Origin of the sequence: Streptomyces sp. NPDC053076 (assembly GCF_044546845.1) — a bacterium.
Lineage (GTDB): Bacteria > Actinomycetota > Actinomycetes > Streptomycetales > Streptomycetaceae > Streptomyces.
In genome coordinates, this window is record NZ_JBITZL010000002.1 from 1348481 (window position 1) to 1371191 (window position 22711).

Below are 22711 nucleotides of genomic sequence, written 5' to 3' on the forward strand. Positions count from 1 at the left end.
TGGCCTGATCACGTCTACGCCGCCCTTCCGGCACCCCGTGCGTTGGCCAGCCCCGTCGCCCGCCGTGACATTCCGTTTGGGTTTTCGGACCGTCAACCGGAAGACTGCACCCGTGACGTCCCGTATCCCGCGCGACTCCAGGCTCCGACTCGTCCGACCGCGACCCCTGGCCGCCGCCCCCAGAGCTGTGAACCAGCGGCGCCCAGGCCGCCCCGCACCCCGGCCGCCGGAGGGCACGCCCGCCCCCGCCGAACTGGCCGGAATGGCCCGCACCGGTCTGGCCGGCGCGGCCCGCGTCGCCCGCTGGGCCGACGCGGCCCTCGGTCCCGGCCGCGACGGTGCCACCGCCGACGGCAAGGCGACCCTCTCCGACGCCACCACCGAACGCGCCGCCGCCGACCTCGGCCTGAGTGCCGCTCAGATCCGCGCCGACTGGGACACCGCCCGCCTCGCCGGACTCGTCGAGGTGCACGGCGACAGCGCGCGCCCCGGCTGGCGCCTGCGCGCCTGGAACCGGGACGACAGCGCCGTACTGCGCGGCTGGGTCGCCCTCTTCGACGCCTGGTCGCTCGCCTGCCCCGAACCGGACGGCCACGAGCCGGCCGCGGTCGCCGAGGTCGTCTCGGCCATGCCGCAGCTGCTCTCCTTCCTCCAGCTGTCCGCCGGCCCCGTCCCGGTCGAGCAGCTGCTCGACCTGCTCCAGCAGCGGGTCACCGAGCTGCGCACCGAACGCTGCGAGGTCGCCTACGAGCCCGGCACCGGCCAGCCGGCCGGATCCCCGGCACCGGCGGACCCCGCGCCCGCCACCGACGCCCTCCTGGCCCCCCTGCTCGACTGGGCGCTGCGAGCCCTCGCCTCCGTCGGCGCCCTCACCTACGGAGGCGGCCAGGCCACGCTGACCCCGCTCGGCAGCTGGGCGGTCTGGGTCAAGCTGGAGCAGATCTGCGTGGCCGCGCAGAGCCCCGCCGGCAACATCGAGCAGTCCGCCGAGGACATGCTCCGGGGCTGTGCCCAGCTCCGCCCCAACGCGGCCCGCGCCGAGTACCGCGCCTGGCTCGCCGCCCGTCCCGTCGGCAGCGCCGTCACCCAGCTGGTCGACGCCGCCCGCGGCGACGACGCCCTGCTGCGCGGCCTCGCCTTCGAGGCGCTGCGGGTCGTCGGCGCCCCCGCCGAGCCCGACGTACGGGCCGTGGTGGACGAGCCGGCTCTCCGGCCGTACGCCCTGCTGTGGCTCGCGGAGCACGACGGCGTCGACCCGGAGGACGCCCACGAGGTGCTCACCCGGGAGGAGGCCACCTGGCTGTGGGTGGACACCGCCGCCGCCGTCGCCGACCACGGTGAGGCGCCGATGCTGGTCCGGCACCTGGAGTCCGCGGTGCAGCCCACGGTGCCCCAGCTGCTCGACGAGGTCCGCGCCGTCGGCCACCCGCGCACCGTGCAGGTCCTGGTCGCGCTCGCCGCCGCCCATCCCGACCCGGCCCTGGCCAAGGCCGTGCGCCGGGCCGCGTTCCAGGTGCACACCGGCGGATGAGCGGAGACGGGGCGGCTCAGGCCCCGATCTCCGGGGCGTACGTCCCGAAGCTCCAGATGTTGCCCTCGGAGTCCCGGGCCAGGTAGTCCCGCGAGCCGTAGTCCTGGTCCGTCGGGGGCATCAGGATCTCCACGCCGTGCTCCAGGGCCCGCTGGTGGTGGGCGTCCACGTCGTCCACCACGACGTACACCCCGGCGGGTCCCGCGTCCTTCATCAGCGCGTCGAAGCGGCCGCCGCGACCCTTGGAGCCGATCATCACCGCACCGCCGCCCTGGACCAGCTCGGCGTGCATCACCATGCCGTCCTCCGTCTCGTACACCGACAGCTCGGTGAAGCCGAGGGCCTCGGTGAGCTGCCTGATCGCCGCCTTCGCGTCCGCGTACAGCAGCGTGGGATAGACGCTCGGCCGCGCGCCGCCCGTGCCTGCCATGCCGATCACTCCTTCGTGCGTCGGTTCCCCCATGCTCCTGGAGTCTCGCAGGCGCCACTGACAACGCGTCAGCGGAACGTGTCGCACCGCGCCATGTCACCGGTGCGGTACCCCTGCTGGAACCACTGCTGCCGCTGTAGCGCCGACCCGTGCGTCCAGGTCTCCGGTGTCACCCGGCCCTGGAACCGCTCCTGGATCCGGTCGTCGCCCACGGCCGCGGCGGCGTCCAGGCCGTCTCTGATGTCGGCGGCCGTCAGGCTGGTGATCAGCGGGCGCCCGGTCGACTCGTCGGGCGTGGTCGTCGCATGGCGCGCCCACACACCCGCGTAGCAGTCCGCCTGCAACTCGGTGCGCACGGAGCCGCTGTTCGCGCCGGTCATCCCGTCCTGGGACCGGCCCAGTACGCCGAGCAGGTCCTGCACGTGGTGCCCGTACTCGTGCGCGATCACGTACGCCTGGGCGAAGGGGCCGCCGCCGGCGCCGAACTTCGTCCGCAGCTCGTCGAAGAAGCCCAGGTCCAGATAGACCTTGCGGTCCCCGGGACAGTAGAAGGGCCCGACCGCCGAGGTCGCCGTGCCGCACGCCGTACCGATCCGGTCGCTGAAGAGCACCGTCGAGGAGGGGCTGTACGTCCGCCCCCGCCGCTGGAACTCCTGGGTCCAGTAGTCCTGCACGCTGTTCACCACGGCCACCGCCCGGCAGTCGTATCTGGTGTTCGCGTCCCGGCCGGTGCGGCAGGTCTGCTGGACCTGGGCGAGCGAGGAGGAGGTGGGCGCGGCCGGGTCACCGCCGGAGGACAGCCCCAGCTGATCCGGCCCGACGCCGAAGAAGAGCCCCAGCAGCAGGGCGATGAGGCCGACGATGCCGCCCCCGATGGTCGCCCTGCCGCCGGGGACGCGGCTGCCGCGCACATCCTGCACCTCGGAAGTGTCCAGATTCGCGTCGTCGTCGAACTGCACGCGCCACCGCCTTCCGACCGCGCTGCCGCGCGCACCGTCCAACCCTGCCCTCACCCTTACCCGCTCCACCGCGCTCCACCGCCGGTCAAACCGCCGAACGGGGGACATCCCACCCCCACCCGCCCAGCCACCCGGCCGACCCCGCGACCGGTGACTACGCTCGGCCCCTATTCCGGGACGGTGGAGACCGAAGGGGGCAAGGTGGCACTTCCACCCCACGGCCCCACCCCCCACCCCGCCCCGTCCCCGACGCCCACTCCGGCCGGCCCGGCGCCCGCCGCCCGCGCCGCGACGCCCGCCCCGGCCGCTCCCGCTCCCGCCGCCCGAGCCGCGGAGCCCGTTCCGGCCGGCCCGGCGCCCGCCACCCGCGCCGCGACGCCCGCCCCGGCCGCTCCCGCTCCCGCCGCCCGAGCCGCGGAGCCCGTTCCGGCCGGCCCGGCGCCCGCCGCCCGCGCCGCGACGCCCGCCCCGGCCGCTCCCGCTCCCGCCGCCCTCGCCCCGACGCCCGCTCCGACCGGCCCGGCGCCCGCCATCCCCGCCCCGGAGCCCGCGCCGGGCCCGTGCGCGCCGGCCACCGGTGTCCTCGTCGTCGCCACCCGCCGTGTCGTCGTCGGGCTCCTGCTCGTCGCCGTGACCGCCGGGCTGCTCGGTGCGGCGCGTCAGCTGCGGCCCGCTCCCTACGGGGACCGGCTCCTGCCCACTGGGCACGGGGAGTGGGCGGCGCGGGCGCGGGGGGCCGCCGTGGTCGGTTACGACCGCCGTACCGGTGCGCCGCGGTGGCGGTACGCGCGCGTGGGGCAGCGGCCCGTCGCCGTGCTGCCCGCGCGCGGGGCGGCCATCACGCTCTGGGACGACGGGCTGCTCACCGACACCGACGGCCGTTCCGTGCGCTGGCACCGGGCCCTGCCCGACGCGGCCGAGTGGCTCCGTGCCCAGGGCGGCACCGGCGTCCTGCGCCCCCTCGGCCGGGGCATCCTCGCGGTCGTCACCCCGCGCCGTGTCACCGCGTACCGCACCGCCGACGGCGACCTGCGCTGGGTTCTGCCCGCCCGCGCGGGCTGCGCCTTCCGGCCCGAGGGCGCCGTACGGCGGGGCGCCGCGCTGCTCCTCGCCCAGCCGTGCGCGGACGCCGCCTGGACCGGCCAGCTCGTGGCCCTGGACGACCTGGGCCGGATCGCGCCCGACCGCACCCCGCTGGGCAACGATGTCCCCGCTCCACGCCCGGGGCACCTGGACGCAGAAAAACCGCTTGCCCGGCCCCGTTAGAATTGCCCCATGGCCATTCTCCTCGCGCATTAGACGGCGGGAACGTCCTCAGCCGCCCACCCGCCAATCCCTGTCTGCCCTGGAGTCTGTCCGTGATCTCCGCCTCCGGTATCGAGCTGCGCGCCGGTGCGCGCGTCCTCATCGAGAACGCCACCTTCCGTGTCGCCAAGGGCGACCGCATCGGTCTCGTCGGCCGCAACGGCGCCGGCAAGACCACCCTCACCAAGTGCCTGGCCGGTGAGGGCATGCCCGCCGGCGGCACGATCACCCGCTCCGGCGAGGTCGGCTACCTCCCGCAGGACCCCCGCACCGGCGACCTCGACGTGCTGGCCCGCGACCGCGTCCTGTCCGCGCGCGGCCTGGACGTGCTGATGCGCAAGATGCGCGAGAACGAGCAGCGCATCGCCAACGGCTCGGGCGCCACCCGTGAGAAGGCCCTCAGGCAGTACGAGCGCCAGGAGACCGAGTTCCTCACCAAGGGCGGGTACGCCGCCGAGGCCGAGGCCGCCACCATCGCCGCCGCCCTGAACCTGCCCGACCGGGTGCTCGGCCAGCCGCTGCACACGCTCTCCGGCGGTCAGCGCCGCCGTATCGAGCTGGCCCGGATCCTGTTCTCGGACGCCGACACCCTGCTGCTCGACGAGCCCACCAACCACCTGGACGCGGACTCGATCGTCTGGCTGCGGGACTACCTGAAGACCTACCGCGGCGGCTTCATCGTGATCTCCCACGACGTCGACCTGGTCGAGACGGTCGTCAACAAGGTGTTCTACCTGGACGCCAACCGCTCCCAGATCGATGTCTACAACATGGGCTGGAAGCTCTACCAGCAGCAGCGCGAGGCCGACGAGAAGCGCCGCAAGCGCGAGCGCGCCAACGCCGAGAAGAAGGCCGCCGCCCTGCACTCGCAGGCGGACAAGATGCGCGCCAAGGCCACCAAGACGGTCGCCGCGCAGAACATGGCCCGCCGCGCCGACAAGCTGCTCTCCGGCCTGGAGGCGGTCCGCCAGTCCGACAAGGTCGCCAAGCTCCGCTTCCCGGACCCCGCGCCCTGCGGCAAGACTCCGCTGATGGCCGAGGGCCTGTCGAAGTCGTACGGCTCGCTGGAGATCTTCACGGACGTCGACCTGGCCATCGACAAGGGTTCGAGGGTCGTCATCCTCGGTCTCAACGGCGCCGGCAAGACCACCCTGCTGCGACTGCTCGGCGGGGTGGAGCAGCCCGACACCGGCGAGGTCGTCCCCGGCCACGGCCTCAAGCTCGGCTACTACGCCCAGGAGCACGAGACCCTGGACCCCGGCCGCACGGTCCTGGAGAACATGCGCTCGGCCGCCCCCGACATGGATTTGGTCGAGGTCCGCAAGGTGCTCGGCTCGTTCCTGTTCTCCGGTGACGACGTCGACAAGCCCGCCGGTGTCCTCTCCGGCGGCGAGAAGACCCGTCTCGCCCTGGCCACGCTGGTCGTCTCCTCGGCGAACGTGCTGCTGCTGGACGAGCCGACGAACAACCTCGACCCGGCCAGCCGTGAGGAGATCCTCGGCGCCCTGCGCACCTACAAGGGCGCGGTCGTCCTGGTCACCCACGACGAGGGCGCCGTCGAGGCGCTCCAGCCGGAGCGGATCATCCTGCTCCCGGACGGCGTCGAGGACCTGTGGGGCTCCGACTACGCGGATCTCGTCGCCCTGGCGTGATCGAATGCCTGATCCACTGAGTATGGATCATTCGGCCGATCCGTGATCCATCATCTGTGTGAGATCTCCTCGTATCGAGGTGTGTCCTACACGGATTTTCCGGCCGATCCCTTCGCAGCCAAGGGATCGGCCGCTTTGCGTCTCTGACCTGGGACTTTAGCGAAACCACCCGTACGGACCCATGGATCTCATCCGCTGGAATCTCCCATTCCGCTTGTGGGGACCGACTCCTGTCGTCACAACGATGTCCCACCGACCTTGCCGAATGGGTGGCCATCCCGCCCGGGAGGGGTGATCATGAGGAGACCAGAGCGCACTTCCCATGAGGAGGCACGGGTGGCCGAGACTCTGAAGAAGGGCAGCCGGGTGACCGGCGCCGCGCGCGACAAGCTCGCGGCAGACCTGAAGAAGAAGTACGACTCCGGTGCGAGCATCCGGGCGCTGGCCGAGGAGACCGGCCGCTCGTATGGCTTCGTGCACCGGATGCTCAGCGAGTCGGGCGTCACGCTACGTGGGCGTGGCGGAGCGACCCGGGGCAAGAAGGCCGCTTCGTCCTGACTCCGGGCGGCCATCGGCTTCGATGGTGGCCACCCGGTCGGCAGTCTGATCGGCCGGGTGGTTACTGTGCAGTCACTTAGCATGCCGTACGGCACTGCGTGATGACCGCACCCATCGGAGGCGCCCCATGGCTTCGCCCGACCAGGACCTCGCTCCTGTACTCGACAAGGACGGCGTACGGCTCACCGTCGACGACGCGCTCGCCACGGTGACGCTGACCAACCCGGTCAAGCGCAACGCGCAGAGCCCCGCTCTGTGGCGGGCGCTCGGCGAGGCCGGGCGGCTGCTGCCGGGCTCCGTTCGCGTCGTAGTGCTGCGCGGCGAGGGCAAGTCCTTCTCCGCCGGGCTGGACCGTCAGATGTTCACCCCGGAGGGGGTCCCGGGCGAGCCGACCTTCATCGAACTCGCGCGCCGTGACGACGCCGGGCTCGACGCGACCATCGCCGAATACCAGGAGGCGTTCACCTGGTGGCGGCGGACCGACATCGTGTCCATCGCCGCGGTACAGGGGCATGCCATCGGGGCCGGCTTCCAGCTCGCGCTCGGCTGTGATCTGCGGGTCGTCGCCGACGACGTGCAGTTCGCCATGCGCGAGACCAGCCTGGGTCTCGTCCCCGACCTGACCGGCACTCACCCGCTGGTCGGGCTCGTCGGGTACGCCCGCGCGCTGGAGATCTGCGTGACCGGGCGGTTCGTCGGGGCCGCGGAGGCGGTGTCGAGCGGGCTGGCCAACCTCGCGGTGCCCGCGTCGGAACTCGACGCGGCGGCGCGTGACTTGGCTGCCGCGATGCTGGCCGCGCCGCGGGACGCCGTGGTGGAGACCAAGGGGTTGCTGCGGGGTGCGGCCGACCGTTCCTACGAGGAGCAGCGTGCCGCGGAGCGGGCTGCCCAGGCCCGGCGACTGCGGGACCTGGCCGGCCTCGGCGAGTAACCCCCGCCCCACACCCGGACGACCAACGGCCCCCCGCCCCGTCAGGGGCGCGGGGAACTGCGCGAAGCCCGGTACCGCCGCACCCGAAGGCCGGCCGTCAGGACCTCGCCCCGTCAGGGGCGCGGGGAACTGCGCGTAGCCCCCGGTACCGCCGCACCCGAAGGCCGGCCGTCAGGACCTCGCCCCGTCAGGGGCGCGGGGAACTGCGCGTAGCCCCCGGTACCGCCGCACCTGAAAGCCGGCCGTCAGGCCCTCGCCCCGTCAGGGGCGCGGGGAACTGCGCGAAGCCCCCCGGTACCGCCGCACCTGAAAGCCGGCCGTCAGGACCCCGCCCCCTCAGGGGCGCGGGGAACTGCGCGACCGGCCGACGGACCCCCGCACCCGAAAACCGGCCGTCAGAACCCGTGCCGTGTCCCCCCGTCCACCGGCACCATGACTCCCGTCATGTACGACGCCGCCGGCGACAGCACGAACGCCGCGACCCGCCCGAACTCCTCCGGCTTCCCATACCTCCGCAGCGGAATCCGTGACTCGTTGGCGGCCCGGGTGGCCTCGGGGTCGGCGGACAGCGCGTCCAGCTCGCGCATGCGGTCGGTGGCGATCCGTCCCGGCAGCAGCCCCACCACCCGGATCCCGCGCGGCCCCAGCTCGTCGGCGATCGACTTGGCGAACCCCGCCAGCCCCGGCCGCAGTCCGTTGGACACGGTCAGCCCCGGAATCGGCTCGTACACCGACCCGGACAGCACGAAGCCGATGACACCGCCCTCCTCCAGTTCGGCCGCCGCCGCCCGGGCGAACCGCACCGCGCCGAGGAAGACGGACTCGAACGCGGCCCGCCACTGCTCGTCGGTGTTGTCCGCGACGAACCCGGGCGGCGGCCCGCCCACGCTCACCAGCACCCCGTGGAAGCCGCCGAAGTGCTCACGGGCAGCCGCGATCACCCGCTCGGCGGCCCCGGCGTCGGCGTTGTCCACGGCCATGCCCACCGCGTTCGGGCCCAGTTCGGCGGCGGCGTCGGCGACCCGCTTCTCGTCCCGGCCGGTGATGACCACCTTCGCCCCGTCGGCGACGAGTTCCCGCGCGGTGGCGTTGCCCAGTCCCCGGGTCGCCCCGGTGACGACGTACACCCGGTCCTTCAGTCCAAGATCCATGGCCCCTATCCTGCCTCGTGGTCCCCGTACAGCGTCAGGGCGGTGTTCACCAGGCCGACATGACTGAACGCCTGCGGGAAGTTGCCGAGCTGACAACCGTCCAGGGGGTCGTACTCCTCAGCCAGCAGGCCCACGTCGTTGCACAGGCCCACCAGCCGGTCGAACAGCTCGCGGGCCTCCTTCGTCCGACCGGTCAGATACAGGGCGTCGGCCAGCCAGAAGGAGCACGCCAGGAAGGCGCCCTCACCGCACGGCAACCCGTCGACCAACGAGTCCTCGGTGTCGTAGCGGCGCAGGTAACCGTCGTGCCCCAGGTCGTCGCGGATCGCGTCGACCGTGCCGATCACCCGCGGGTCGTCCGGCGGCAGGAACCCGACGCGCGGGATCAGCAGCAGCGCCGCGTCGAGTTCGCGGGAGCCGTAGTACTGGGTGAAGGTGTTGCGCTCGGCGTCGTACCCCTTCTCGCAGACCTCCCGGTGGACCTCGTCGCGCAGTCGGCGCCAGCCCTCCAGATCGCCGTCCAGCTCCTTGTGCCGCTCCAGCGTCCGTACGGCCCGGTCGGCGGCCACCCACACCATCACCTTGGAGTGCACGAACTGGCGCCGGCCGCCGCGCACCTCCCACAGGCCCTCGTCCGGCTGCCGCCACGCCGATTCCAGGAACGTCATCAGCGAGCGCTGCATCGCCCACATGTGCGGCCGGGTCGGCACGCCCGACGTGCGGGCCAGCGACAGCGAGTCCATCACCTCGCCGTACACGTCCAGCTGGAGCTGGTCGACGGCGCTGTTGCCGATGCGTACGGGGGTGGAACCGACGAAGCCGGGCAGCCACGGCAGTTCCGCCTCCGGCAGCCGCCGCTCGCCCGCGACGCCGTACATGATCTGGAGGTCGGCCGGGTTGCCGGCGACCGCGCGCAGCAGCCAGTTCCGCCAGGACTCGGCCTCCTTGTGGTAGCCCGCGGTGAGCAGCGCGCCGAGGGTGAGGGTGGAGTCGCGCAGCCAGCAGTACCGGTAGTCCCAGTTGCGCACACCGCCCGGCTTCTCGGGCAGCGAGGTGGTCGCCGCGGCGACGATCCCGCCGGTCGGGGCGTAGGTGAGGGCCTTGAGGGTGATGAGGGAGCGGACGACCTCGTCCCGGTACGGGCCGTCGTACCGGCACCGGCGGGCCCAGCGGCGCCAGTCGTTCACGCTGCTCTCCAGTGCCTCGTACGGGTCCGTGAGCGGCGGGCGCTTCTCGTGCGAGGGATGCCAGGTGAGTACGAACGCGACCCGGTCGCCCTCGGTGACGGTGAACTCCGAGTGGGTGCCGTAGTCCTCGCCCCAGGTGTGCACGACCGGCTCGGCGCGCAGCCAGGCGGAGTCCGGCCCCGCGACGGCCACCCGGTGGCCGTCCGAACGGCGCACCCACGGGGTGACCGAGCCGTAGTCGAAGCGGAGGCGCAGGGTGCTGCGGACGGTGACCCGGCCGCTGACGCCTTCCACGATCCGCACCACGTCGGGAGCACGGTCGCGCTGCGGCATCAGGTCGGTGACCCGCACCGCGCCGTCGGCGGTCTCCCACTCGGTGTCGAGGACGAGGGTGTCGGACCGGTAGGCGCGGCGTGTGCAGGTGTCGGCGCCTTTCGGCGCGATCCGCCAGTGGCCGTGGTCCTCGTCGCCCAGCAGTCGCGCGAAGCAGGCACCGGAGTCGAAACGCGGCAGGCACAGCCAGTCGATCGAGCCGTCCTTGCCGACCAGGCCCGCGGTCTGTTGGTCCCCGATGAGGGCGTAGTCGTCGATGCGCGCGTTCACGGAATGCGGTTTCCCGCCGGACCAGGGGGCCAATCAGGTGGGCCGCCGGGGGAGTGATCCGTGCGCGGGGGGAGGGCAGCGCGCTCAGACCGCGGCCGGCTCGCTCTCCTCCGGCTGCGGCGCCGCCGCGGCCTCCTCCCGGTCCCGGATCTCCCGGCGGACCAGGGACCACCAGCCGACCGGAACGGCCGCCGCGAACAGCCACCACTGGATCATGTACGCGTAGTTCAGCGGGGCGTCCTCGCTGCCCGGGTCGGAGATCTGCTCCGGGGAGCCGCCCTTGGGTGTGGGCGCGGTCTGCTGGATGTAACCGCCGAGCACCCGCGCGCCCAGCCGCCGCGCCTCCTCCGCGCTGTTGATCAGCATGATCTGCCGGTCGGGGAGGCCCTTGACGTTCTTGATGCCGCTCGCCGCGGTCGTCTCGTCGGCCATCAGCCGCCCGGTGACGGTGGTCCGGCCGGCCGGCGGCGCGGGGATCTCGGGGAAGGCGGTCTGCGCGCCGTTCGCGGGGATCCAGCCGCGGTTGACCAGCAGCACCTTGCCGTCCGTGAGGACGAAGGGGGTCAGGACGTGGAAACCGACCTCGCCGTCGGAGCTGGTGCGGCGGCGGACCACGACCTCCTTCGCGGTGTCGAAGGTGCCGGTCGCGGTGACCGCGCGGTACTTCTCGGTGCGGGTCACGGTGTGACCGGGGGAGGTCAGCCGCTCGACCGGGACCGGCTCGGCGTGCAGCGCGGCGGAGACCAGGTCGTTGCGGGCGGTGCGCTCCTCGTACCGGTGCTGCTGCCAGAAGCCCAGCCTGATCATCGTCGGGATCAGCGCGATCGCGACGAGTGTGAGGATCACCCACTGGCGGGACAACAGGAAGCGGTAGCGGTGCACCCCACGACGGTACCTCCGAGCCGTGGGGTGCATTCAGGCGGGTACCGGGTCACACCCGGTCGATGATGCCCGTCTTGCCTTCGGCGCGGGCGCAGTGGGCCCCGCAGTACCACTTGCCGTCGGCCTCCACCCCCTGGCCGATGATCTGCACTCGGCAGTGCTCGCAGATGGGGGCCATACGGTGGATCGCACAGGAGAAGCAGTCGAACACATGGACCGCGCCCTGCGCGTGGACCTCGAAGGACATCCCGTAGTCGTTGCCGCAGACTTCACATTTCGCCATGCGCCACAGGGTGGGTCGTCGGAGAGGCCACGGCGAGCGGGCGCCGGGTGAGTCGTGGGTCAATCACTCATTCGTACGCTCACTCGTCGGCGGGCTCGACATCCCCGAGCAGCTGCCCGAACGCGGCCTCGTCCACGATCGGCGTGCCGAACTGCCGGGCCTTGACCGTCTTCGACGTGCCCGACTCGGGGTCGTTGGTCACCAGCAGGCTGGTCAGCCGGGAGATGCTGGTGGCGACGTGCAGCCCGGCCTGAACGGCGCGGTCCTCCAGCAGATCGCGCTCGGTCGACGTGTCACCCGAGAAGGCCACCCGCATGCCCTGTTTGAGTCGTTTGCCGTATTCGTAGCGACCAGGGTTGGGATGGGGGCATGCGGGTCTTTTGCGGGAGGGGCGCCAACCGCCTGACCGGTAGCCGTCGTAGCCGCCCGTCGACTGCCGGGGCACCGGCCGGTCCGACCACTCCGTCAGCGGGCGGCACTCCAGCAGGGGCAGTCGGACGCCGCCCGCCGCCGCGGCCCGCAGACTGGGCCGGAACGCCTCCGCCAGCACGCGCGCGTCGTCCAGCGCGTGGTGGGCCCGCTGCTGTACGACCCCGAAGTGCGCCGCCAGGGACTCCAGCTTGAAGTTGGGCAGCGGCAGCCCCAGCTCCTTCGACAGGGCGATGGTGCACAGCCGCTGCCGCACCGGCGCCTCGCGCCGCACGCGCGCGTACTCCCGCGCGATCATCTGCCAGTCGAAGACGGCGTTGTGCGCGACGAGCACCCGGCCGTCCAGGCGGGCCGCGAACTCCTCGGCCACGTCCCCGAACAACGGTGCGCCGTCGAGTACCTCGCTCGTCAGACCGTGTATCCACACCGGACCCGGATCGCGCTCCGGGTTGACCAGCGTGTACCAGTGGTCCTCGACCTCGCCGCGCGCGTCCAGCCGGTAGACGGCCGCGGAGATGATCCGGTCGTCCCGGGCCAGGCCGGTGGTCTCCACGTCAACGACCGCGTATCCCTTCGGATACACGGCCGGCCACTGGGTGGGGGAGGACACTGCGGTCGCACGGTCTTCGAGCATGGTCACTGAGGATACGGGCCACGACTGACAGCGCGGTCTCTCAGGTCCCGTCCGGGCGACGCGGGCTCGTCCCTCTGCTCGGGCACCGCGCAACTGCGCGTACGCGCACAAGACGGGGTGGGCGCGCCTGTCCTTCTGCGTGCGACGCCAGCAGGGACCGCACCAGCGCTCGTACGGCCGTCACGAACAGCCGTTCCGTGTCGACCGGGCGGGACAGCGCCCGGGCCAGGGCGCGATCGTCCCCGGCGCTCCCGGCGCGCCACAGTTCCTGCTCGCCGGGGCGCTGCGCCGGGGCCCGTTCGCGGTTGCGCTCGACCAGCACATGCCCGACGACCTGGAACTGCACGGCCCGGACGAACTCGGCGGCCCGGGCCCCGCGCAGCCCCGCCGCGTGCGCCTCGCGCACCAGGACCCGCTGGGCGGGCAGGAACATCCGCTCGGTCAGACCGCGCTCGTGCACCAGGGCCACCAGATGCGGATGGTCGCGCAGCTCGCGCCGCAGGGCGCGCGCGACCGACAGCACGCGCTGCTCCGGGGTGCGACCGGCCGGGCGGATCTCGCCGAGGCCGGCCACGGTCCGTTCCACGAGCGCGTCGAGCAGCGCCTCGCGGCCTCCGACGTGCCAGTAGATCGACGTCACCGCCGTGTCCAGCTCGGCGGCGAGGCCGCGCATCGTCAGCGCGTCCGGGCCGCGCCGCCGCACCAGCGCCGCCGCGGCCTCCAGCACCGCCTCCCGGGTCAGCGCGCTCCTCGCCCCGCTCGCCATGATCCTCCCGACTCCGTTCCGTGCACGCGTATTTACCCGGCGACCGGTCTGCTGTAACTGTGTTACAGGTGACGGACCGTCAGGAGAAGGGGTGGTGCGGCCATGGCACGCGTACGGTACGGCGCACGGACCGAGCGGGAGATCACCGCCACGCGCACCGCGAGCGCACGGCTCCCCGCCATCTGGTCCACCGGTGTGGTGGCCGTCTGGGAGACCGACCCGGACGCGGTCGCGGCGGTGCTGCCGCCCCCGCTGAAGCCCACCGGACGGCCCCTGGTGCGGGCCACCGTCAGCAGGGTCGACCTGTCCGGATATCCACTCGGCGCGGGCTCCCTCGCGGTCGCCGCAGCCCACGGCGAGGTCGACGGCTGGTACCCGCTCGTGATGCCGATGACCCACGAGCGCGCCCTCACCGGCGGCCGTGAGGTCTTCGGGGAGCCCAAGAAGCTCGGGGAGGTCACCGTAGAGCGCGACGGCCTCGTCGTACGGGCGTCGATGGCGCGGCACGGCATCGCCTTCGTGGAGGTCCGCGGAGCGGTGAGCGGTCCGCTGCCCGCGCCCGCGCCCGCGCGCAGGACCGACTTCTACTTCAAGTTCCTGCCCGCGGTGGACGGTTCCGGCTTCGACGGCGATCCCGTGCTCGTGCACTGCGTGCGGAACGAGAAGGTGCGCCGGCTGGAACGGGTCACCGGGGACGTGGTGCTCCGCGAGTCCCTGTACGACCCCGTCGCCGACCTCCCGGTGCTGCGCCTCCTGGAGATCACCATGGGCGAGAAGACCAGCGACCAGAGCGGCCGGGTGGCCGAACGGGTCGACGCGCAGGCACTGCTGCCCTACGTCCACCAGCGCTACGACGACCCGCTCCAGGTCCATGACGGGCCGCCCGAGGGGAGTGCGTGATGGAACTGCGGGCCGGACAGGTCGCCGTCGTCACCGGAGCGGCGAGCGGGATCGGGCTGGCCATGGCCCGGCGGTTCGCGGCCGACGGCCTGAAGGTCGTCCTCGCGGACGTCGAGGAGACCGCTCTGGACAAGGCCGCGTCCGGCCTGCGCGCCGAGGGCGCCGACGTCCACGCGCGCGTGGTCGACGTCGGCGAGCGCGACCAGGTCATGGCACTGGCCGAGGCGGCGTACGACACCTACGGCGCCGTGCACGTCCTGTGCAACAACGCGGGCGTCGGCTCCGGCGCCGAGGGCCGTATGTGGGAACACGACCCGAACGACTGGAAGTGGGCCCTCGCCGTCAACGTGTGGGGCGTCTTCCACGGCGTCCAGGCGTTCGTGCCCAGGATGATCCAGTCGGGTCAACCCGGTCACGTGGTCAATACATCCTCCACCGACGGCGGTGTCGCACCGCTCCCGACCGCCTCCGTGTACGCGGTCACCAAGGCGGCCGTCGTCACCCTGACCGAGTCCCTCTACGCCCACCTCAAGGCGGAACACGCGCGCGTGGGCGCCTCCGTCCTCTTCCCGGGCCCGCACATGCTGCGCACCGGCCTGTGGGAGTCGCACCGCAACCGCCCCGCCCGCTACGCCAAGCAACGCCCGCGCAGGACCCCCTACCGCAGCCTCGACCAGTGGGAGGCCGCGATGCGCGCGGCCGGCCAGGAAGTCCGCTTCACACCCGTCGAGGACGTCGCCGACCTCGTCGTGGACGGCATCCGGGAGGACCGCTTCTGGCTGCTGCCGGCGAGCGAGCACAGTGACGCGCAGATCCGCGCGCGGTCCAGGTCGATGCTGGAGCGCGCCAACCCGTCGTACCTCGAACGCTTCGTACTCGACTGACCGGGAGGCTGCCGTGACCGACGTCGTGTCCGGCCAGGACCCGTACCTGATCATCTCCTCCGACTGCCATGCCGGCCTGCCCACCGAGCGGTACCGGCCCTACCTGGAGTCCCGTTTCCACCGGGACTTCGACGAATTCCTCGCGGGCCGCGACCGGCGCCGCGAGGAGATGACCCGGCTCGGCATCCGCAACGAGGCGTTCGCCGACCGGTGGTTCCGCGAGAACGAGGAGGGCCTGCGCGGCGGCTGGGACACCGCGCGGCGCCTGAAGGAGCTGGACGGCGACGGGGTGGCCGCCGAGGTCGTCTTCCCGGACGCCGACGCCGTGGACAGCCGGACCGCCGCCCCCTTCGGCGTGGGCCTCGGCCTGTCCGGCGACCAGGACCCCGAACTGGGGATGGCGGGCGCGCAGGCGCACAACCGCTGGCTGGCGGAGTTCGTGTCCGAGCGTCCCGAACGGCACTGCGGAGTCGCCCTGCTGCCCGTGACGGCCCCCGTCGGCCGGGTCGTCGCCGAGATCCGCCGGGCGAAGGAGTCCGGCCTCGGCGCCCTGATGATCCCGGCGATGTGGGCCGGGCAGGAGCCGTACCACGACCGCCGCTACGACCCGGTGTGGGCGGCGGCGGCCGAGTGCGGCATGCCGGTGCTCACCCACTCCGGCGCCGCCCCGCGCCACGAGTACGGCGACCACCTCGGCATCTACGTCTCCGAGGTCACCTGGTGGCCGGCCCGCCCGCTGTGGTTCCTGCTCTGGTCCGGCGTCTTCGAACGTCACCCGGGCCTGCGTTTCGGCATCGCCGAGTCGGGCTGCTGGTGGCTGCCGAACCTGCTGTGGTTCATGGACCGCCTCTACCTCGGCGCCCACGGCGGCAAGAAGCTCTCCCCGTTCGAGGAGCTCAAGCGCCCGCCGCACGAGTACCTGGACCGGCAGATCTTCGTCTGCGCCACCAACACCAAGCGACGGGAACTGGCCCAGCGCTACGAGATCGGCGTCGACAACATCCTGTGGGGCAGCGACTTCCCGCACCCCGAGGGCACCTGGCCCGACACGCGCGCCTGGCTGCGCCGTACCTTCCACGACATCCCGGTCGCCGAGACCCGCCGCATGCTGGGCCTCGCCGCGGCCGACGTCTTCGGCTTCGACGCCGAGAAGCTGAGCCCCCTGGCCCGCCGCATCGGCCCCACCCCCGCCGACCTCGGCCAGAGCGCCGACCAGGCGGCCGTGGAGGCGTCCTGGGCACGCTCGCGCGAGAGCGGCCGGCACTGGCTGACGGGCGGCGACTTCCCGCTCGTGGGACCCGACCGGGACGTCACCCTCCCGGAGGTGACCCGATGACGGACCGCTACACGGTGATCTCGGCCGACTGCCACGCCGGTGCCGACCTGCTCGACTACAAGCCGTACCTGGCCGAGCGCCACCACGACGACTTCGACGTCTGGGCCGCCACCTACGTCAACCCCTACGAGGACCTCCTCGCCGACGCCGCCGACCGGAACTGGAACTCCGAGCGGCGCCTGGCGGAGACGGAGGCGGACGGAATCGTCGGTGAGGTGATCTTCCCGAACACCATCCCGCCGTTCTTCCCGTCCGGCTCGCTCATGGCCCCGCCGCCGAACGCCGAGGACTTCGAGCGGCGCTGGGCGGGCCTGCGCGCCCACAACCGCTGGCTCGCGGACTTCTGCGCGGCCGCTCCGGGCCGCCGGGCCGGCGTCTTCCAGATCCTCCTCGGGGACGTCGAGGAGGCCGTCAAGGAGATCCGGTGGGCCGCCGCGGCCGGCCTGCGGGGCGGCCTGATGCTGCCCGGCACCCCGCCCGGCTCCGGCCTGCCGGAGCTGTACTCGCGGACGTACGACCCGATCTGGGCCGCCTGCGCGGAACTCGGCCTCCCCGTCAACCACCACGCCGGCTCGGCGTCCCCGCCGCTCGGCGAGGAACCCGCCGCCCGCGCGGTGTTCATGGTGGAGACGACCTGGTTCTCCCACCGGGCCCTGTGGCACCTGGTCTTCGGCGGTGCCTTCCGCCGCCATCCGGACCTGAGGCTGGTCCTGACCGAGCAGGGCTCCGGCTGGATCCCCGGGGTCCTGGACATGCTGGACTACTACCACGGCCGTCTGGTCGCCACGGCCGCGCGGGGCGACACCGCGGAAGCGAAGTTCGGCGCCGGCCTGGCCGAGGGCATGGGCGAGGCACCCTCCCGCGTCTGGCGGGACAACTGCTACGTCGGCGCCAGCTTCATGCGCCCCCACGAGGTGCCGCTGCGGGACCGCATCGGCGTCGACAAGATCATGTGGGGGAGCGACTACCCGCACGACGAGGGCACCCACCCCTACACCCGCGAGGCCCTCAGGTTCGCCTACGCGGGCGTCCCGCGCGAGGAGGTCGCCGCCATGGTCGGGGGCAACGCCGCCCGGGTCTACGGCTTCGACCTCGCCCTCCTGGACACCGTCGCGGCGAAGGTCGGGCCCACGGTGGCGGAGATCGCCGAGCCCTTGACGGAACCACCCGCCGACGCGACCAGCCCGGTGTTCGCGCGGGGAGCGTCGGTCCGGGTGTGGTGACAGCCGGTCCGGATGTGGTGACACCCGGCCCCGGTGTCCATGCGGCGGGGGCGGCCGCCGGGGTGGGATCCTCCCTGCTGTGACGGAACCCACCCACGACGAGCCCCACGGCGGCGCGCTCGGCTCCCGGCTCAACTGGCTCCGGGCGGCCGTGCTGGGCGCGAACGACGGCATCGTCTCCACCGCGGGACTGGTCGTCGGCGTGGCCGGCGCGACCGGGAGCCGGGCCGCCCTGCTCACCGCGGGCCTGGCCGGACTGCTCGCCGGATCGATGTCCATGGCGGCCGGCGAATACGTCTCCGTCTCCACCCAGCGCGACTCCGAGCGGGCGGCGCTGGCCGTGGAGAGACGGGAACTGCGCGAGCAGCCGGAGGCCGAACTACGGGAGCTGGCCGAACTGCTGGCGGCGCGCGGCCTGTCTCCCGAGGTGGCCCGCGAGGCCGCCGAACAGCTCACCGCGCGGGACGCGCTGAGGGCCCACGCGCGCGTGGAGCTGGGCATCGACCCGGACGAGTTGACCAACCCCTGGCACGCGGCCTGGGCGAGCTTCCTGGCCTTCACCGCGGGCGCGCTGCTTCCCCTGCTGGCCGTCGTCCTCCCGCCGGCCGGCCTGCGCGTGCCCGTCACCGTCGTCTCGGTCCTCGCCGCCCTCGTCGTCACCGGCTGGACCAGCGCCCGCCTCGGCGCGGCGGACCCGAAGCGGGCCGTACTGCGCAATGTGGCGGGCGGGGCGCTGGCGATGGCGGTCACCTACGGGGCGGGAAGCCTGCTGGGGGCGGCCGGGGTGTGACCGCCACGTGGCCCCCTGGCCGCGGGGACCGCGACGGCCGCGGCGTACCGTGAAGTGCGCTCGACACCCCTGAGCGCACCGCACGACCTCGCACAACCCCGCACGAGAAGGACTCCCGCCATGCGCGCCACCACCATCCACGCCCCGTACGACATGCGCGTGGAGGACGTACCCGAGCCCGTGGTGCAGTTGCCCACCGATGCCGTCGTGCGGGTCCTGCGGGCCTGCATCTGCGGCAGCGACCTGTGGGCCTACCGTGGTGAGGCGGCCCGGCAGCCGGGGCAGCGCATCGGGCACGAATTCCTCGGCGTCGTGGAGGAGACCGGCTCCGAGGTGAGCAGCGTCCGGCGCGGCGACCTGGTGGTCGCGCCCTTCATGTGGTCCGACGGTGTCTGCGACTACTGCCGCGAGGGCCTGAACACGTCCTGCGAGCACGGCGGCTTCTGGGGCTCCGTCGGCTACGACGGCGGCCAGGGTGAGGCCGTCCGCGTGCCGTTCGCCGACGGCACCCTGGTGCGGCTGCCCAAGGACGCGGCCTCCGACGACCGCCTGCTGTCCGCCCTGCTGACCCTGTCCGACGTCCTCGGCACCGGCCATCACGCCGCCCTCGGCGCGGGTGCCCGGCCCGGCGCCACGGTCGCGGTCGTCGGTGACGGCGCGGTCGGCCTGTGCGCGGTCCTGGCCGCCAAGCGGCTCGGCGCCGAGCGGATCATCGCGCTGGGCCGGCACGAGGTGCGTACCGACATCGCGCGCCGGTTCGGTGCCACCGACGTCGTCGCAGAGCGCGGGGAGGCGGCCGTCGAGGCCGTCCGCGAACTGACCCGCGGGCAGGGTGCGCACGCCGTCGTGGAGGCGGTCGGCACCGAGCAGTCCATGCGGACGGCCGTCAACATCACCCGCGACGGCGGCGCCATCGGCTTCGTGGGCGTCCCCCACGGCAGCGGCACCGGCCTGGACCTCGGCGTCATGTTCGACCGCAACATCGCCCTGCGCGGCGGCGTCGCGCCGGTTCGCGCCTACATCCCCGAGCTGCTGCCCGACGTCCTCGACGGCACGATCGACCCCTCTTCGGTGTTCGACATGACCGTCGACATCGAGGGCGTCCCGGCCGGCTACCGGGCCATGGACGAGCGCACGGCGCTCAAGGTGCTGGTGACCAACGGCGGCAACGGCTGAACCGGCCGTCACCGCCATGTCGCCGGGTCCGAGCCCCACGGCACCGGAGGCCGCTCCCAGCCGGTGGGGCCGCCGCCGAAGGACACGGCCGGGCGGGCGTGCCGCAGGCGGCCGAGGGGACCGTCCGTCTCGGCCAGCCAGACGTCCGGACCCGGGTACGGCGCCCCCTCGGCCGCGGCCGAGGGGACGATACCGGCCGTCAGCCAGCGGGCGGTCCGGGCCAGCGCCAGCCGGACCAGCCGGCTCCCGCCCTCGGACGACTGCTCGGTCAGCGCCCGCAGCACGGCCGCCGCCAGCAGATAGCCGGTGCCGTGGTCCAGGGCCTGCGCGGGCAGCGCGCCCGGCTCCCCGGCCGCGCCCTCGGTCACCGCGATGCCGGTGGCGGCCTGCACCAGGCTGTCGAAGCCGCGCCGCCCGCCCCACGGCCCGTACGCGCCCCACGCCGACACCTGCGCCACGACCAGGCCGGGGCGCCGTGCGGCCAGCGCCTTGGGGGAGAGCCCGAACCGGTCGAGGGCGCCCGGCCGGTACCCGTTCACCACGACGTCGGCCGTGCTCAGCAGCTCCTCGAAGGCATCCGGGTCGGCGCCCAGGTCGAGCGTGGCGGACCGCTTGCCGAAGCCCGTGTCGGCGTGCTGGTCCGGCAGTTCCGGCAGCCCCGGCGCGTCCACCCGCAGCACGTCCGCGCCCAGCAGGGCGAGGGTGCGGGTGGCGACGGGGCCCGCCAGGACCCGGGTCAGGTCCAGCACGCGCAGCCCGGCGGCGGGCAGCAGGACCGCGGCACCCGGATCGAGCGGAGGGAGCACGCGCGCGGGTGCCGCGTCCAGCCGCTCCCGCTCGACCAGCGGGCGCGCCGCCACCTCGGCCGCCTGCTCGTGCGCCTGCCACTCCTCGGGTGTGCGCAGGGCCACGGCGAGGCCGCCGGCGCTGTACACGGTCTCCTCGGTCTCCAGGGCGGAGTGTTCGGCGAGCCGGTCGGCGACCTGCTCCACCGAGGCGTCCTGCGGCAGACCCACCGCTCCCAGCAGGCGGGCCCGGTGGTGCGGGTAGTTGGCATGGGTGCGCACCCAGCCGTCGGCCGTGCGCCAGAACCGTGACAGCGGCGCGAAGACGTCCGGCGCCCGGCCGTCGACCTGGAGGAGCCGCTCGCTGCGGAAGGCCGCGGCCACCGCGCCGTCGTCCACGGTGACCGCCGGCGCTTCGGCGAGCCCGGCCCGCCGTGCCCCCAGCTCGGCGGCTGCCAGCGCGCACGCCCCCACACACGCGCGTGCCAGGTCCCGTACCGGCAGCCGCGCGTCGAGAGCGTCCCGGCGTACGACGGCCGACACACGCGACAGCAGACCGGGCTCCCCGCCCACGGCCCGCCAGGCATCATTGATCGAAGTCATTACTTCACTATGCAGTATTGATTCAATCAATGTTCAATACTGCATAGTGAAGCGTCGACCCGCTACTTGACCGCGCGCAGGGCGTTGACGACACCGAAACCGTAGAAGCCGTTGACCCGCTTGCCGCCGACGCAGGTCGCGTCCACCACCCCGTCGCCGTCACCGTCGTACGGCTCGGCCGGGCAGCCCGGGTTGTCCGCCTCCGCCTTCAGCAGCGCCTGGAGCTGGGCCGGAGTGGCGTGCCGGTGGGCCGACTTCAGCAGCGCGGCCACCGCCGCGACGTGCGGAGAGGCCATCGAGGTGCCCTGCAGGAAGCCGTACTGGTCGTTCGGCAGCGTCGACAGGATGCGGCCGTTCTTCGACGGCGTGTCCGGGATCTGGAACCTGTCGCCGCCCGGCCCCGCCACGTCGACCACGCCCCGGCCGTAGCTGGAGTAGTACGCCTTGGCGCCCTGCACGCCCACCGCGCTCACGGTGACCACGCCCGGCAGCTGGGTCGGCACGTCGAAGCACTCGTGCGGGTCGACCGTGCGGGTCCCGGGCGTCGAGTCGTCGGGGCTGGAGTCGTCCGTGAGCGCGTCGGCGTCCAGGTCGTCGTTGGAGTTGCCCGCCGAGGCGACGTTGAGCGTGCCCTTGTGCTGGGCGTACAGCTGGGCCCTGTTGACCGCGTCGACGATGGCGCGTTGATCGGGGTCGTCCATGCAGTTGTACAGCCACGGATCAACGTAGTAGCTGTTGTTGGTGATCTCGATGCCGTGGTCGGCGGCGAACACGAAGGCACAGACCACGCTTTCCGGGTAGAACAGCGAGGTCGAGTCCGGCTGGGCCACGGTGATGCTCGCGACCTTGACGCCCGGCGCCACACCCGCCACACCTATGCCGTTGCGGGCCGCGGCTATCTCGCCCGCCACATGGGTGCCGTGGTAGTGGTCGGCGTCCGCCGGCCGCCACGCGCCGTACGTCGTGTCCGCCTTGCCGCTCACGCAGCTCGCGGACTGCGACGCCGAGAAGTTCGGGGCGATGTCCGGGTGGGTGTCGTCCACGCCCGTGTCGATGACGCCGACGGTGACGCTTCGGCTGCCCGGGTCGATCGCCGCGGCCTTGTCGGCACCGATCGCCCGCAGATCCCACTGGTCGGCCTCCAGCGGCTCCTGGCCCGCCGTCGCCCCCCGGGCGACCTTCGCGGCCTCCGCCTTCGACAGGACCTGCACCGCACCCGCGTCCGTCGTGCCCGCCGCCGTCAGCGGAGCGGTGCGCGTGGCGCCCGCCGACTGCACGCCGCGTACCGCACGCATCCGCGCGCCGAAGCCGGGGTTCGCGGAGTGGACGACGATCACCCCGATCCGGTCGTAACTCGCCACGACGCTACCGCCGTTGTCCGCGATCGCCCGCTGCACCGACTCGATCGTGCGCGGGTCCGTCCTGGTGTTGACCACGTACGCGAGGCCGGGGCCGTCCGCCGCCCGCGCCGCCGTGTCCGCCGTGGCCGCCGGGGTCGCCGCCGAGGCCGCCGACGGAAGGAAACCGAGTGTGGCGGTCAGCGACAGCGCGACCGGCACGGCGAGCGCGAGTCGGCGTCTGGAGCGCAGATGAGCCATGGGATCTCCACATCATCCGGATACGGAACCGCCCGAGGCACAGGTGGTGCTCGGGCAGGTACATGACGGGTGGTGCAGGGCGAAGCTATCTCCCGAGGCTGATCTCCGAAAGAGT

General features: G+C 73.2%; 21 protein-coding genes. 11 read left to right on the forward strand and 10 right to left on the reverse strand.

Annotation, left to right across the window (positions count from 1 at the left end):
• The first annotated feature begins 112 nt into the window (after window positions 1–112).
• Window positions 113–1531 (forward strand): hypothetical protein, encoded by a 1419-nt coding sequence (locus tag ACIGYR_RS13310; protein ID WP_399595086.1) that lies wholly within the window; start codon window positions 113–115, stop codon window positions 1529–1531.
• Window positions 1532–1547: 16 nt separating this feature from the next.
• On the opposite strand, the gene ACIGYR_RS13315 is transcribed toward ACIGYR_RS13310, so the two are convergent.
• Both ACIGYR_RS13315 and ACIGYR_RS13320 read right to left on the reverse strand, forming a co-directional pair.
• A complete protein-coding gene (locus ACIGYR_RS13315) occupies window positions 1548–1961 on the reverse strand; it encodes a VOC family protein (protein ID WP_391839593.1) in 414 nt (137 codons plus the stop codon).
• A gap of 68 nt (window positions 1962–2029) precedes the next feature.
• Window positions 2030–2920: a neutral zinc metallopeptidase gene (locus ACIGYR_RS13320; protein ID WP_399595082.1), complete on the reverse strand. Its 891-nt coding sequence runs from the start codon at window positions 2918–2920 to the stop codon at window positions 2030–2032.
• 201 nt (window positions 2921–3121) lie between these two features.
• On the opposite strand from ACIGYR_RS13320, the gene ACIGYR_RS13325 reads away from it, so the two are divergent.
• The 4 genes from ACIGYR_RS13325 (at window position 3122) to ACIGYR_RS13340 (ending at window position 7366) form a co-directional block, all read left to right on the forward strand.
• Window positions 3122–4186 (forward strand): hypothetical protein, encoded by a 1065-nt coding sequence (locus ACIGYR_RS13325; RefSeq protein WP_399595079.1) that lies wholly within the window; start codon window positions 3122–3124, stop codon window positions 4184–4186.
• Window positions 4187–4278: 92 nt separating this feature from the next.
• Window positions 4279–5877, forward strand: a complete 1599-nt coding sequence (locus tag ACIGYR_RS13330) for an ABC-F family ATP-binding cassette domain-containing protein (RefSeq protein WP_399595076.1) — start codon at window positions 4279–4281, stop codon at window positions 5875–5877.
• Window positions 5878–6213: 336 nt separating this feature from the next.
• Complete coding sequence (locus ACIGYR_RS13335) at window positions 6214–6435, forward strand: helix-turn-helix domain-containing protein (protein WP_004002281.1); 222 nt, start codon at window positions 6214–6216, stop codon at window positions 6433–6435.
• A gap of 127 nt (window positions 6436–6562) precedes the next feature.
• Window positions 6563–7366, forward strand: a complete 804-nt coding sequence (locus tag ACIGYR_RS13340; protein ID WP_399595072.1) for an enoyl-CoA hydratase/isomerase family protein — start codon at window positions 6563–6565, stop codon at window positions 7364–7366.
• A gap of 395 nt (window positions 7367–7761) precedes the next feature.
• Here ACIGYR_RS13340 and ACIGYR_RS13345 read toward each other — a convergent pair whose 3' ends face one another.
• From ACIGYR_RS13345 to ACIGYR_RS13370, 6 genes are all read right to left on the reverse strand, one after another.
• Entirely contained in the window at window positions 7762–8517 is a 756-nt protein-coding gene (locus ACIGYR_RS13345; protein ID WP_399595069.1) for an SDR family oxidoreductase, read from the reverse strand.
• A gap of 5 nt (window positions 8518–8522) precedes the next feature.
• The gene (locus ACIGYR_RS13350) at window positions 8523–10307 is read right to left on the reverse strand and encodes a glycoside hydrolase family 15 protein (protein ID WP_399595066.1); all 1785 of its coding nucleotides are present in this window, start codon (window positions 10305–10307) and stop codon (window positions 8523–8525) included.
• 84 nt (window positions 10308–10391) lie between these two features.
• Window positions 10392–11222, reverse strand: a complete 831-nt coding sequence (locus tag ACIGYR_RS13355) for an SURF1 family protein (RefSeq protein ID WP_399595062.1) — start codon at window positions 11220–11222, stop codon at window positions 10392–10394.
• A gap of 16 nt (window positions 11223–11238) precedes the next feature.
• Window positions 11239–11472 (reverse strand): hypothetical protein, encoded by a 234-nt coding sequence (locus ACIGYR_RS13360; RefSeq protein ID WP_391839609.1) that lies wholly within the window; start codon window positions 11470–11472, stop codon window positions 11239–11241.
• Between the two features lie 79 nt (window positions 11473–11551).
• The gene (locus ACIGYR_RS13365; protein WP_391839611.1) at window positions 11552–12535 is read right to left on the reverse strand and encodes a DEDDh family exonuclease; all 984 of its coding nucleotides are present in this window, start codon (window positions 12533–12535) and stop codon (window positions 11552–11554) included.
• Between the two features lie 40 nt (window positions 12536–12575).
• Window positions 12576–13301: a TetR/AcrR family transcriptional regulator gene (locus ACIGYR_RS13370; protein WP_399595058.1), complete on the reverse strand. Its 726-nt coding sequence runs from the start codon at window positions 13299–13301 to the stop codon at window positions 12576–12578.
• Between the two features lie 102 nt (window positions 13302–13403).
• On the opposite strand from ACIGYR_RS13370, the gene ACIGYR_RS13375 reads away from it, so the two are divergent.
• The 6 genes from ACIGYR_RS13375 (at window position 13404) to ACIGYR_RS13400 (ending at window position 19610) form a co-directional block, all read left to right on the forward strand.
• Window positions 13404–14201 carry an acetoacetate decarboxylase family protein gene (locus ACIGYR_RS13375; protein ID WP_399595055.1) on the forward strand — a complete coding sequence of 266 codons (798 nt, stop codon included), beginning with the start codon at window positions 13404–13406 and terminating at the stop codon, window positions 14199–14201.
• Window positions 14201–15085, forward strand: coding sequence for an SDR family NAD(P)-dependent oxidoreductase (locus ACIGYR_RS13380; protein WP_399595052.1), 885 nt, complete (start codon window positions 14201–14203; stop codon window positions 15083–15085). The genes ACIGYR_RS13375 and ACIGYR_RS13380 overlap by 1 nt, the downstream gene beginning before the upstream one ends.
• A gap of 25 nt (window positions 15086–15110) precedes the next feature.
• Complete coding sequence (locus ACIGYR_RS13385) at window positions 15111–16421, forward strand: amidohydrolase family protein (protein WP_399596489.1); 1311 nt, start codon at window positions 15111–15113, stop codon at window positions 16419–16421.
• A complete protein-coding gene (locus tag ACIGYR_RS13390) occupies window positions 16418–17644 on the forward strand; it encodes an amidohydrolase family protein (protein ID WP_399595050.1) in 1227 nt (408 codons plus the stop codon). The genes ACIGYR_RS13385 and ACIGYR_RS13390 overlap by 4 nt, the downstream gene beginning before the upstream one ends.
• A gap of 79 nt (window positions 17645–17723) precedes the next feature.
• On the forward strand, window positions 17724–18434 hold the full coding sequence (locus ACIGYR_RS13395; RefSeq protein ID WP_391839620.1) for a VIT family protein: 711 nt from the start codon (window positions 17724–17726) through the stop codon (window positions 18432–18434).
• 120 nt (window positions 18435–18554) lie between these two features.
• Window positions 18555–19610, forward strand: coding sequence for a zinc-dependent alcohol dehydrogenase family protein (locus ACIGYR_RS13400; RefSeq protein WP_391839622.1), 1056 nt, complete (start codon window positions 18555–18557; stop codon window positions 19608–19610).
• 8 nt (window positions 19611–19618) lie between these two features.
• Here ACIGYR_RS13400 and ACIGYR_RS13405 read toward each other — a convergent pair whose 3' ends face one another.
• Entirely contained in the window at window positions 19619–20998 is a 1380-nt protein-coding gene (locus tag ACIGYR_RS13405) for a CoA transferase (RefSeq protein WP_399595047.1), read from the reverse strand.
• A 62-nt stretch (window positions 20999–21060) separates the two neighbouring features.
• A complete protein-coding gene (locus ACIGYR_RS13410; protein WP_399595045.1) occupies window positions 21061–22596 on the reverse strand; it encodes a S8 family peptidase in 1536 nt (511 codons plus the stop codon).
• Window positions 22597–22711 lie beyond the last annotated feature (115 nt).